The following is a 12,172-nucleotide window of genomic DNA, read 5'->3' as shown; positions in this document are numbered from 1 at the left end:
GAATAACTCTGCTATTTTCTTTTCAAATTCGCTGCCCGAATCCCAAACAAGTTGACCTTGGGTATTCCAGATACTAAATGAACGCGCACCATAGGCATAGAGTTTGTCATAAACCAGATAACCATCTGCATCCAGTTTTGGTGAACCGTCTTGATTCATTTGGTATCCTTTGGTCCACGTCACTTTTAAGCGACCTAATTGACTATCTTCACGACAGCCTTTTGCATCTGTTGTCGTTGCGCCACAATAACCAAAAGTTGATGCATTTAATCGTGCACCTTTTACGCCTACAGCGATTTTCTGTAAATGCGCTGGATACTCATCTTTGACTTTATTGGTAAAACCACTACTCTTAAACAGATCTTTAACGCGAATTTCCTCTACAAAGCCCTTACTGGTATCACCACCAAAATATGCCTCAGCGTCTTTTAACCAAGCTCGTGAATCCCCTTCATTGGCAGTCACCAAATAAGTTTGGCCATTCACCTGATAATTCGCAATCGAATCTGGTTGATACATCCCCACTAAACCTGCCCACGGTTTGATATTGATAATTCCCTTATCTTTATCTTTGGTATCAATAACACCATCACCATTACAATCCGTTTTTGGATCACAATCCCGATCACTCACATCTAAAGCATTCTCAACCAAACTATGGTCTTTATAGCCTAATGGATAAATATCGGTGACTTTCTGTTGTGCAATATCTATTCTCGCAATTGCATTATTTTCTTGTAACGTGACCCAAGCGGTTTTGCTATCTGCTGAAATGGTTATATATTCAGGTTCTAAATCTTGAGCAACGCTGGCATTTGGACCAAAGATACGTACTCCTTTGGCCAATAAATCTGAATTTTGATTATTCCATGCACTAAAACCTGCAACAGTGGCTTTAGGTTGTTGAATATTGCTGATATCAATAATGCTGATTGAACCTTCAGGATCAATCGAATAATCATCATTCGGTTCTGCTTCATTTGCGACTAAAACCGTTTTAGCATCTGGACTAAAAGTCAGCATATCAGGTAAAGCACCCACACTCACTTTGCTAATAAAACTGAGATCTTTGGCATTAAAAAACACCACCATTCCTGTATCTGTTTTATTCTCAGCTTGTACTGCAATCGCAACAATACCATTTTTCACAGCAACACTATTTACTTCAGAATTTGCTAAATACGTTCGTGCTGAAAGCTCTGCAATGTGTACAGGCTGTGCTGGTTTAGATGCATCTAAAACATCGACTAAACCTTTTTGTGCATTGACTACAAATAAGCGTTTACTTGCCGCATCATACGCAGGAATCTCAGCTGCACTTTTAACAAACACCTTGGTTTCATAATGCCCTAACAAACTTAACTTAATTGTTTCAGGCGTTGCTTCTACAACCTCTGTTGAGCTCGTAGCGTTATCATTCTCATTACAGGCAACCAACCCTACAGACAACAATGTTGTCAATAAAACTGAAATCTTAAATTTCATCATCAAATTCCATACCCTTATTTTGTATGGTTAATTTAGTGATTTGAGATGCAAGTTCGATGACACTTTAATGTCAGTTCCATGACCACTCTTTGACAATTTTGGTCTTTATTTCCAATAGGGTTGCATTAAACTAGAACCGATTTCTTATGTGTCAGAACTCATGACAACGACAACACACCAAGCTGTACAGCCTGAATTTCGATGGTTGGTCATATTGGTTTCGATTGGCTTTTTTATGCAAGCCTTAGACACCACCATCGTGAATACTGCAATACCAGCAATGGCGATTCAACTGAATGAAAATCCATTACAAATGCATAGTGTGATTGTCGCCTATGTATTATCTGTTGCAGCCTGTATTCCCTTGAGTGGCTGGTTAGCCGATCGTTTTGGGATTCGTAATATTTATCTCAGCTCTATGGTGATTTTCAGCTTGGCCTCATTGGGATGTGGCTTATCGCAAAACCTAGAACAACTGTTGTTTTTCCGTGTGATTCAAGGTATCGGCGGTGCATTACTAATGCCTGTAGGCCGTTTGGCTTTATTAAAGTTGATTCCACGCTCCCAATTTCTTTCAGCCATGAGTCTCATGAGTTTGGCAGGGCTAATCGGTCCACTGATGGGACCTACATTAGGCGGTTGGTTAGTTGAAGTCGCAACTTGGCATTGGATTTTTCTGATTAATCTTCCGATGGGTATTCTTGGTATGATCATGACATTTAAAATCATGCCCAATCAAAAAGAACCGACAGTGAAAACTTTCGATTTCAGCGGTTTTATCTTATTGATGGTCGCGATGGTTGGTTTATCCTTAGGCATTGAAAATATGGCCTCCTCACAATATTCAAATTTTGTGAGTATCAGCTTATTGTTGATTGGCATAATTGCCACTGTTAGCTATGCCTATCACGCGCATACCCATCAAAATGCGCTATTTCATGGGCGTTTATTCCGTTACAAAATCTTCTCGATCGGTGTATTAGGTAATTTCTTCGCACGTTTGGGCAGCAATGCTATTCCTTTTATTTTACCTTTGATGTTACAAGTTGCCTTTGGCTTTGAACCTTTCATTACAGGATTAATGATGATTCCATTGGTCTTGGGTTCATTATTTTCGAAACCAATTATTCGTCCATTAATTCAACGTGTAGGGTATCGTCGTTTTCTACTCACCAATACCATCTTGGTCGGATTATGTATTGCAAGCTTCTCATTAATGACAGCAGTTACACCACTGTGGTTGAAAGTCTTACATCTGTTTATTTTCGGTACATTAAACTCACTACAGTTTGTAGGCATGAATACGCTCACTCTCAAAGACTTGCCACAACACGATGCCAGCAGCGGCAATAGTTTTTTATCAATGATTATGATGCTGTCTATGAGTATTGGTGTCGCAATCGCAGGCACATTGATTAATCTATTCAGTCAGCACGTTTCAACGACATCGATTAGCAGTGCTTTCCATGCCACATTGATTACACTGGGTTGTATTAACATCATTACTGCAATCATCTTTTGGCAGATCCCAAAAGAAACTACGGATGAGAGCTAACATTTTAATAAGATGAAAAAGAATAAGGAAAAATGAGATGATCATTCCAAAGTATTGGGCTGAAGCGAAAACAAAAACAAAATTTGAAGGAAGACAATACACCATCAAACGCTTTGGTTGGTCAGATCAAAGCCCTGAGGCAGCGCAAATACATGCTGAACAACGTGTTACAGCAGCGATTGAGCAAATACAAGTAGATCAAAATATTCGCAGAATCGATCATAAAGTTGCCTATAACGGTGCTGAAGGTCTCCCGATCCGAGAAGAGATTGTTGCACAACATGATGATGTCATTATCACGCGCAACACCTATGGGGCTTTATGTTTAAATACACCTGATGTGTTATTTGCAGATATTGATTTTATCTATCATCCCAACTCTAAACTTTACATGACGGTATTTTTTCTACTACTGGTTATCTCAAGCTTGTGCGCTGTCTATTTTAGTTCATGGCTCATCTTTGGGCTTGGGTTCATGGTATCACTGTTATTGACCCCTTGGATCAGTAAATATTTGTTCAAACTGAAATCGAAATTCACTGGAATGCCAGAGCAACAGGCCTTAGAGAAAATTAAAACTTTTTCTCAAGATCATCCTACATGGCATTTACGTGTTTATCGCACACCAAAAGGTTATCGTGTTTTGGTGATGCATCGAACCTTTGAACCTCGAGGTGAGGATGCGCAGACCTTATTTCATGCTATTTATGCCGATCCGCATTATGATCTGATGTGTCGCAATCAAAATTGCTTTCGTGCACGAATTAGCCCTAAACCGTGGCGCATTGGGGTTGAGCGTTTACGCCAAGGTGTTTGGCCTGTCAAGGATGAACGCTTAGCACAACGAGAAAGTTGGGTCCGCCACTACGAGCAACATGCTAGACATTACGCTTCATGTAGATTTATAAAACAATTCGGTAGTCAAACGATTCATGAGAAAGCAAAACGAGTACAATCGCTGCATGACGAATACTGTAAATCTAGCACTCAACTCGATATTGCATAGTACAAAACCTCATTATGGCAAAGAAAATACCGAAGTATCCACTCTCTCAGCATTATCAAGCACTGACTAGTATTGCTTTAACAGTGATGCTCGGTATCGTCAGTTATTTTGGATTGTTCTATCAACAAAAAGCCGTAGCACAAGACTATTCAATCCGTGGATTTGATGTATCACATCATCAAGGTGAGATTAACTGGAAAAAGATTTCTCCGATGCAATACCAATTCGTGTATCTCAAAGCCACCGAAGGTGGCGATTTCAAAGATCAAAATTTTCAGCAGAATTGGCTCAAAGCACGTGAAAGAGGTTTACATGTCGGTGCGTATCATTTCTATCGTCTCTGCCGTGATGGCACCGTTCAGGCCGAAAATTTTATCGCTACTGTGCCAAAGAAAGCAGATGCCTTACCGCCTGTGATTGATCTTGAATATGACAGTAATTGCATTAATACCTATACCAAAGAGCAGCTACTCAAAGAAATTCAGATCATGAATGATCAACTCCATAAACATTATGGCAAACAACCTATTTTTTATATTTCCAAGACTTTTTACCACATTGTCTTGATGGGTAATTTTAGCAATACCCCATTATGGGTGAGGGATTATGAAGGTAAACCTGAATTAAAAGATGGACGACAATGGCTCTTTTGGCAACATAGCCAAAGTGGAAACATAGATGGGATTCCCAAACCTGTTGATCTGAACGTATATGCAGAGTCACCGAAACAGTGGCGAATCTTTTTAAAACAACAAGGCATCGTAGATGCCAAGTGAACTGCGCAAAATCATCCATATTGATATGGATGCTTTTTATGCATCGGTCGAACTCAGGGAACGCCCTGATCTCAAAAACTTGCCTGTAGTGATTTCATCACACCACCCTCGTGCTGTAATTGCTGCAGCATCCTACCCCGCTCGCGTATTTGGCCTACGCTCGGCGATGTCGATGGGACAAGCCAAAAAACTCTGCCCACAGATTATCGTGATTGAGCCTAATTTTGAAAAATATCGTGAAGTTTCAGCACAAATTCATCAGATATTCCAACAATACACCCCTCTGATTGAACCGCTATCATTAGATGAAGCTTATTTAGACGTGACTGAGAATCTAAAAAATATTCCGAGTGCGACTGAGGTCGCTGCACACATTCGTGCTGATATTTTTGCGGTGACAGGACTCACTGCATCCGCTGGTGTAGCTCCCAATAAATTTTTGGCAAAGATCGCCTCTGATTGGAACAAACCTAATGGTTTATTTGTGATAAAACCCCATCAGGTACTCAATTTTATTCAGGATTTAGCCCTCAATAAAATTCCAGGGGTTGGTAAAGTCACTCAAGAAAAATTAAGTCAACTGAATTTACATACGCTCGGTGATCTACAAAAAATAGAAGAAAATATACTTATTCATCATTTTGGCAAATACGGAAAACAACTGTATTTATATGCTCAAGGGATTGACCATCGTCCCGTCAAAGCTGAGCGAGAACGCCAACAAATATCAAAAGAGATCACTTTTGATGATGATTATACACTTGAACAATGTCATCACACTTGGCAGCCCCTAGCTGGGCAAGTGTGGCGTAGTCTAAATAAAAAACAATTAACTGCTCGGGGAGTCAATGTAAAACTTAAACTTAAAAATTTTCAGGTTTTACAACACAGTAAAAGCTTCAAACAAGCACTACAATCTGAGCAAGACTTAGCACAAGTCATCTTTCAACTACTGAATGAAATGCATATTGACCCGACTTTTCAATTCCGTTTAGTCGGTGTTGGTGTCTATCAATTACAGCCCATGCAACAAGAATCTCAACTTTCTTTATGGTAGTGGCGTTTTTTTACACAAAAGCATATCCCAAACTAAAATTTATGTTTGCTTTTTATGCGGTTTTCAGTACTCTAGGCGGCGCGGTAACATTATCCTTGTTGCTTGCCCTTGCTAAAGAAATCCTCGCTTTTAGCATTTGCTCCTGTGGTTAGCGTGACGATCAAATCCGAATATTACAGGGCACTTCAGGTGTCCTTTTCTTATTTATCTTTTATAAAAATTCTCAACATTAGTTCTCTCGATCCAGACTTCAGTTAAACTAACATCATAAAATTAGAAAATATTGATTACTGATCATTATGAATCAAAAACAAATTCTCTGTATTGAAGACGAAGCCGCAATTGTGTTACCACTACGTTATGCACTTGAACGTGAAGGTTGGAGTGTCAATTGGGCAAATACAGGAACACAAGCACTCGAATTACTCTCTCAACAGACTTTTGATTTTATTATTTTAGATGTGGGTTTACCTGATCTCAATGGTTTTGAAGTCTGCAAACAACTTCGTCAAAAATATCAAACACCTTTATTATTTTTAACCGCTCGCGATGATGAAATTGATCGGGTTGTCGGTTTAGAAATCGGTGCTGATGATTATTGTACCAAGCCTTTTAGTGCACGTGAAATTGTGGCAAGAATTAAAGCGGTATGGCGCAGAATGGAAGTACAAGCTCAAAATATCCCACCACAACCACCAATCATTCAAACAGAAATTACTCTACACTCTGCCACGTGGATATGTAATCCACAATCTCTACAAATTCAATATCATGGGCAAATGCTGCAACTGACGCGATATGAATATCGTTTGTTATTTTTACTGATTCAGCATCCAGAACAAGTGTTTAGCCGTCAGCAACTCATGGATCATATTTGGGAACATCCTGAACATAGTTTAGAACGAACGGTGGATACACATATCAAAAGTTTAAGGCAAAAACTTAAACAGATTACCCCCAATGATCCTATTCGAACGCATCGAGGGTTTGGGTATAGTTTGGTACAAGCTTAAAATACAATTTCAATACTTCAAATGCTGACAATACCAAAATGAAAGAAAAGATAGATATGCATGATTGGTCACTTATCTCAATTCACATAGATTGGGCTGAATCAAGTCTGAAAGTTCAGCTCAGAAATAATCAATCTGAAGATGTCGCACTCATTGCTGAAAAATTTAAAAACTTTCATATTGCTAATCACAATGAATGGGGTAAAAGTATCTCTATCAATCAAATTTTAGATTTCTCTATTTTAGAAAATGGCAATTCACGGATAATCATCGAAATACAATCAGGTGATCTATTCGAGATTGAAGCAAAGAAAATAACATTTCCCTTCATATCCTAAATTTTGATGTCATCATAATATGTCCATCTTTATACGCATTTGGTTTTTCTTTAGCTTGGTGGTGGTACTGAGTCTCAGCTTTATTGCCTATACCCTCACCCAACAAGTCAAACCCAATGTACGACAAGTGGTTGAAGATACACTGGCTGAAAATGCCAATATTATTGCGCAACTCATTGCCGAAGATGTCCATCAACAACAAGTAAATACCCCTGAGTTTGATCAGAAGATTCAAGCTGCATTGTCACGTCAGCTCGATGCGACGATTTGGCAACATAAAAAAAATCAAATTAACCAACAGCTTTATATTACCGATCAGCATGGTATCGTCATTTATGATTCTGAAGGACAAGCGGTTGGACAAGATTATTCTAAATGGAATGACGTTTATTTAACCCTACGCGGCAAATACGGCGCACGTTCTACTGCAACCAATCCAAATGATCGAAATAGCAGTGTCATGCACATTGCCGCGCCGATTATCTATAAACAACAATTGCTTGGTGTGGTGAGTATTGGTAAGCCTAATCAATCCGTACAACCTTATATTGAACGTGCCGAACAACAACTCATTCATCAAGCACTTTGGATTGCAGCACTCAGCTTATTACTTGCCAGCATGGTGGCTTATTGGCTTAAACATAGCATCGATCGAGTACGACGCTATGCCCAAGCACTCGCGCCTGTGAATCAAGCACCGTTTTTCTATTCAGCCAAAGAACTGAATCAAGTGACCCAAGCCCTAAGTGAAATGCGGGAAAAGTTGGAAGATCGTGCCTACGTCGAAAATTATGTCAATACGCTCACTCATGAGTTGAAAAGCCCACTGACTGCCATTCAAGCCAGTGCAGAATTATTACAGGATGATCTACCTTTAGAAGATCAACAGCAATTTGCAACACATATTGTTCAACAAGGTCAGCGTCTACAATCCTTAATCGAACGTATGCTATTACTGACACGACTCGAAAAAAATCAGCATGTTTTAGAATTTCAAATGCTTGATCTAAGCACGCTGATTCAACAATGTTTTCAGCAACAACAAAGCGCATTACAGCGTAAACAAATACAGATACAGCTTGATCTTCCTGAACATTGCTCAATCTATGCCGATCCATTTTGGTTAAAACAAGCCCTCAATAATCTATTGGATAATGCGAGAGATTTCTGCCCTGAACAAGGCTTGATTGCCATTCAATTGAAAGAGCATAGCGTTACGAACAGTATTGAAATTTCCTTATTTAATGAAGCTGAAGCGATTCCTGAATACGCCTTAAAGCGTGTTTTTGAGACTTATTTTTCGCTGCCACGTCCGCATAATCAACAACGAAGTACAGGAATTGGTCTGAGCATCGTGCAGCAAATTATCCAGCAACATCAGGGCAAAATTAGCATTCAAAATATCTCAGCTAACGCTCTTAATTTCTTAGAAAATCATCGTTCTGGCGTACTGGTCACTCTGACACTTCATAGAAACTTCACATAAGCTTCAAGCGAAACTCATCTGAAGCGCATCTCGATTCAGGATACTTGTCATATCACAATGACAATGGATTCCAGCATGCGCCATAATTTTATTTATCTGAAAATAGCAGCAATTCTGTTCCTGATTTTGGTTTTTTATATTGGTCTTTTCTTTATTTCAAATTTGGTGAACGAACGCCAAAGCTATCAACAACAAGTAATTCGGGATATTGCCAATGAACAAATTCGACCACAGCAAGTCATTGCACCTTATTTAAAACTTCCTTATCAAGTTCAAACCACATGTACCAATGAAGAAAAGAAAACCTATGATTGTACTCAAACCGTTTTTGTTACTTTAGGAGCAGAAACAGCAGATTGGACAGCACAATTTGATGTATCAGACAGTACTTACAAACGTAATATTTATAAAGCTATCAGCTATCAAAATACGATGTCTGGTAAAGGGGTCTTTAAAGCGGTCGGCAATGAATCTCAACGCAACTATCTTTGGGATCAGGCTGAAATTATTTTCCCAATTCAGGATGCACGCGGGTTAAATGCCAAACCGATGTTTAATATTGATGGCAAAGCCTATAAATTCGATTTTGCTGAACAAAGCCAAGGTCAGCAAGGTTTTGATTTGATGCATATCACAGCAAAGCAATATCCTGAGTTAATCCAAAAATTTCAACAAGGGTTTAAATTTAATCTACAATTCAAGCTAGAAGGACTCAATAAATTTACATTTCTTCCCACCAGTAATGAAATGACCTATCAAGCCGCAGGTAACTGGGGCGATGTCAAATATGATGGACAAAGTTTGCCGTTTCAAAAACCCCGTAAAAAACAACAATTCCAAGCAAACTGGAAGAATATCGCTTTAGGCAAACGCAATTTAGACAGCATTTCCATGTGTGAAAACAGCCAGTGCTTTTATCAACTTCTCAACAATCAAAGCTATTCTGTCGGTGCTGTAGATGCTGCCTATGCTGCTAAAGATAGATCTACAACCAATGTTTCAGGGATTTCTGCTCAGTTTTTGGAACCCATTAATATATATACCCAAACTGATCGTGCCATTAAATACGGCATCATGATCATTATTATTACCTTTGGTTGCTTCTTCTTATTCGAGGTTTTAAAAAGTCTCAAAATTCACCCTGTCCAATATGCGTTAGTCGCTATGGCACAAGGCGTGTTCTTTGTATTGTTACTTTCAATCAGCGAATATTATGCTTTTGCATGGGCTTATCTAGTCGCTGCAGTTGCCTGTATCAGTTTAATTACATGGTATTTGTACTTTGTTGTTCAAGGTTATAAAGCAGCATTACTATTTGGTCTTTTGCTGAGTACGCTATACGGCATGATGTATCTACTTCTGCAATCTAGCGGTAAAACCTTTTTATTTGGTTCTATTCTTTCCTTCATTCTTATCGCCTGCGTCATGTTTATTACTCGTCATGTCAACTGGTATCAATCAGAACAACAAACCATATAAATCGAGTTGGGCGAAATTTTCATTTCGCCCAAGCACTAAATCATATTGATAGCAATAAAATGATGTACCAAACCACTTATTCAGCATTAAGCCAAATAAAACAACTTTGCCCAATGCACAGTTCTATTGCAACTTGTCTAAATCGACTACGCCAAGCCAAAATCCAATTTCTTAACCTCGGTAATATGATTATTTGTCCACAACAACATTGTATTTTGTTTTTTCAACAGCGGAATTTGATGGAAATAGAAACTTATTGAGTTTGGTTTAAACAAAATTACACTGCAACAAAATGTCATCAAGTACAATTCTAGTTATCCATTTTAATTAGGTAATTCTTTATGACTGTGCAAAGACTGCATGTCACTTCACGTTATTGCGAAGTCGCAATTTCAGGAAATTTAGTTCATTTGGCAGGTCAACTAGCAGATGATACCAGTGTCGATGTTACTGCACAGACACAACAAACTTTAGATAATATCGATCGTTTACTCGCAGAAGCAGGTACAGACAAAACGCATATTTTATCTGTCCTTATTTTTCTAAAAGACATTGAACAAGATTATGCGGCAATGAATGCGGTTTGGGATGCATGGATTGCTGAAGGTCATCCTCCAGCACGTACCTGTGTAGAATCTAAACTGTATACACCAGATGTTTTGGTTGAAATGACCGTGACAGCAGTACGTCCATAATCAATTAAGATGATTTTGCTGCTAGAACATTATATTTCATAACACGTTCCGTTTGCGGCATTGTGGTTGCTGTGATTGAAACAGGCATGATCGGTTCAAATAGATCAGGAACTAAATTCTCACGTAACTCTTGCTCAGTGGGAATACTGCTATAGCGCAATACTCGATAACCTGCTAATTCTAATAAGCTGTCTTGATAATGCTTCTGATGTAGACGATTCACATATGACTCGTCTGCAATCTCAATAATTGCAAGCACTTGATGTTGCTGATCGAGTACGACAAAATCAGCAACTAAACCTTGATATTTACGGCGCGTATGCGCAAATTTTGTTGTTAATAGCGCATCAAAAGAAACATGCGCCAAAATCGTATGACGAGGTAATACAGCTTGTAAACGCATCAAGGTAATTTGCTCAGAAATATTGAGAATACCACGGCGTTTTAATGGACTATCTTGACGCCGATTAGGATGTAGGCGTCGAAACACAAGTGCTGTGATCAACAGCAATCCAACTATTGTTATGAAATAATACATTTCTAACGAATCCCTTTAGATTTTTTATAATCATTTTGGCTTTGAGCCATTTTTTTAATCAGTAACAACGATAGTTAAAGTCATTTTAGCAGTGTAACTTAAATTTTTTTAATCGTGTTTCCCTCGTCGACCAAAGTCGTAAAAGCATCCTGCATCTATATTTATAATCATCAGTAGGCAAATATTCAAGCGGATATTGTCAGTATATGTTTCGATAAATTGTACTTTTATAACCAGATTGTGACTACCCTACCATTTATGTATAAAAAAGAAGGCATCATGACTGATGCCTTCTGTTTATTCATTTAACGCTTTGGTTTCACTTTAGGTTTTGGTTTTCCTGTGAATGGTTTTTTGTCACCTGTTTCACGTGGCGGTAAACCTGTATGTTGCGTTAAGATCTGCCCTTTTTGTGGACGTTTCTGACCTGATTGTGGCTGAGATTGCGCTTGACCACGTTTCGCTGAATCACCTGCAACAGTTGAGTTCTTTTTACGTGCTGATTTATATTCACCTTCAGCCGTACCTTGTGGCTGATAGGTTGGGATCAGATGCTGCTTCGAATTACCAATTAAATCCGAACGTCCCATTTCTTTCAGTGCTTCACGTAACAATGGCCAGTTATTTGGATCATGATAACGCAAGAATGCTTTATGCAGACGGCGACGCTTTTCACCTTTCACGATATCGACATTTTCAGTATAACGCGCCACTTTAGACAATGGATTTTTGCCTGTGTAG

The 12,172-nt window shown here is 38.8% G+C and carries 13 protein-coding genes; 10 read left to right on the top strand and 3 right to left on the bottom strand.

Annotation, left to right across the window (positions count from 1 at the left end):
• The coding region (locus AAV96_RS01430; protein ID WP_046738036.1) for a choice-of-anchor I family protein at positions 1 to 1,485 on the bottom strand (1,485 nt) is incomplete at its 3' end.
• Between the two features lie 163 nt (positions 1,486 to 1,648).
• Here AAV96_RS01430 and mdtD point away from each other — a divergent pair.
• From mdtD to AAV96_RS01380, 10 genes are all read left to right on the top strand, one after another.
• Positions 1,649 to 3,043 carry a multidrug transporter subunit MdtD gene (mdtD, locus tag AAV96_RS01425; RefSeq protein WP_046738037.1) on the top strand — a complete coding sequence of 465 codons (1,395 nt, stop codon included), beginning with the start codon at positions 1,649 to 1,651 and terminating at the stop codon, positions 3,041 to 3,043.
• Between the two features lie 37 nt (positions 3,044 to 3,080).
• Entirely contained in the window at positions 3,081 to 4,049 is a 969-nt protein-coding gene (locus tag AAV96_RS01420; protein ID WP_046738035.1) for a hypothetical protein, read from the top strand.
• Between the two features lie 14 nt (positions 4,050 to 4,063).
• Complete coding sequence (locus AAV96_RS01415; RefSeq protein WP_046738034.1) at positions 4,064 to 4,825, top strand: GH25 family lysozyme; 762 nt, start codon at positions 4,064 to 4,066, stop codon at positions 4,823 to 4,825.
• Between the two features lies 1 nt (position 4,826).
• Complete coding sequence (gene dinB, locus AAV96_RS01410) at positions 4,827 to 5,882, top strand: DNA polymerase IV (protein ID WP_171249103.1); 1,056 nt, start codon at positions 4,827 to 4,829, stop codon at positions 5,880 to 5,882.
• 296 nt (positions 5,883 to 6,178) lie between these two features.
• Entirely contained in the window at positions 6,179 to 6,895 is a 717-nt protein-coding gene (creB, locus tag AAV96_RS01405) for a two-component system response regulator CreB (RefSeq protein ID WP_155857113.1), read from the top strand.
• A 38-nt stretch (positions 6,896 to 6,933) separates the two neighbouring features.
• A complete protein-coding gene (locus tag AAV96_RS01400) occupies positions 6,934 to 7,233 on the top strand; it encodes a hypothetical protein (protein ID WP_004659488.1) in 300 nt (99 codons plus the stop codon).
• A gap of 19 nt (positions 7,234 to 7,252) precedes the next feature.
• The gene (creC, locus tag AAV96_RS01395) at positions 7,253 to 8,719 is read left to right on the top strand and encodes a two-component system sensor histidine kinase CreC (protein WP_046738031.1); all 1,467 of its coding nucleotides are present in this window, start codon (positions 7,253 to 7,255) and stop codon (positions 8,717 to 8,719) included.
• 75 nt (positions 8,720 to 8,794) lie between these two features.
• A complete protein-coding gene (gene creD / locus AAV96_RS01390; RefSeq protein ID WP_046738030.1) occupies positions 8,795 to 10,198 on the top strand; it encodes a cell envelope integrity protein CreD in 1,404 nt (467 codons plus the stop codon).
• A gap of 62 nt (positions 10,199 to 10,260) precedes the next feature.
• Complete coding sequence (locus tag AAV96_RS18390; protein ID WP_034600758.1) at positions 10,261 to 10,458, top strand: hypothetical protein; 198 nt, start codon at positions 10,261 to 10,263, stop codon at positions 10,456 to 10,458.
• 81 nt (positions 10,459 to 10,539) lie between these two features.
• Positions 10,540 to 10,893 carry a RidA family protein gene (locus tag AAV96_RS01380; protein WP_004659495.1) on the top strand — a complete coding sequence of 118 codons (354 nt, stop codon included), beginning with the start codon at positions 10,540 to 10,542 and terminating at the stop codon, positions 10,891 to 10,893.
• Between the two features lie 4 nt (positions 10,894 to 10,897).
• Here the strand turns inward: AAV96_RS01380 and AAV96_RS01375 are convergent, their stop codons facing one another.
• Together AAV96_RS01375 and AAV96_RS01370 are read right to left on the bottom strand one after the other, a co-directional pair.
• A complete protein-coding gene (locus tag AAV96_RS01375) occupies positions 10,898 to 11,431 on the bottom strand; it encodes a DUF2726 domain-containing protein (RefSeq protein WP_005218803.1) in 534 nt (177 codons plus the stop codon).
• Positions 11,432 to 11,736: 305 nt separating this feature from the next.
• Positions 11,737 to 12,172, bottom strand: a 436-nt coding sequence (locus tag AAV96_RS01370) for a DUF3362 domain-containing protein (protein ID WP_046738029.1), incomplete at its 5' end; no start/stop codon positions are given.

The sequence above is a fragment of the Acinetobacter sp. AG1 genome, from assembly GCF_001005525.1.
GTDB classification, from domain to species: domain Bacteria; phylum Pseudomonadota; class Gammaproteobacteria; order Pseudomonadales; family Moraxellaceae; genus Acinetobacter; species Acinetobacter modestus.
The sequence above is the reverse complement of the archived record's forward strand: the minus strand, read 5'-3'. Positions and strand labels throughout refer to the sequence as shown.

What these genes read in the sequence shown, in the direction of transcription:
- mdtD (WP_046738037.1), top strand. Translation starts at nt 1,649, where the DNA reads ATGACAACGACAACACACCAAGCTGTACAGCCTGAATTTCGATGGTTG.
- AAV96_RS01420 (WP_046738035.1), top strand. Translation starts at nt 3,081, where the DNA reads ATGATCATTCCAAAGTATTGGGCTGAAGCGAAAACAAAAACAAAATTT.
- AAV96_RS01415 (WP_046738034.1), top strand. Translation starts at nt 4,064, where the DNA reads ATGGCAAAGAAAATACCGAAGTATCCACTCTCTCAGCATTATCAAGCA.
- AAV96_RS01400 (WP_004659488.1), top strand. Translation starts at nt 6,934, where the DNA reads ATGAAAGAAAAGATAGATATGCATGATTGGTCACTTATCTCAATTCAC.
- creC (WP_046738031.1), top strand. Translation starts at nt 7,253, where the DNA reads ATGTCCATCTTTATACGCATTTGGTTTTTCTTTAGCTTGGTGGTGGTA.
- creD (WP_046738030.1), top strand. Translation starts at nt 8,795, where the DNA reads ATGCGCCATAATTTTATTTATCTGAAAATAGCAGCAATTCTGTTCCTG.
- AAV96_RS18390 (WP_034600758.1), top strand. Translation starts at nt 10,261, where the DNA reads ATGTACCAAACCACTTATTCAGCATTAAGCCAAATAAAACAACTTTGC.
- AAV96_RS01380 (WP_004659495.1), top strand. Translation starts at nt 10,540, where the DNA reads ATGACTGTGCAAAGACTGCATGTCACTTCACGTTATTGCGAAGTCGCA.
- AAV96_RS01375 (WP_005218803.1), bottom strand. Translation starts at nt 11,431, where the DNA reads ATGTATTATTTCATAACAATAGTTGGATTGCTGTTGATCACAGCACTT.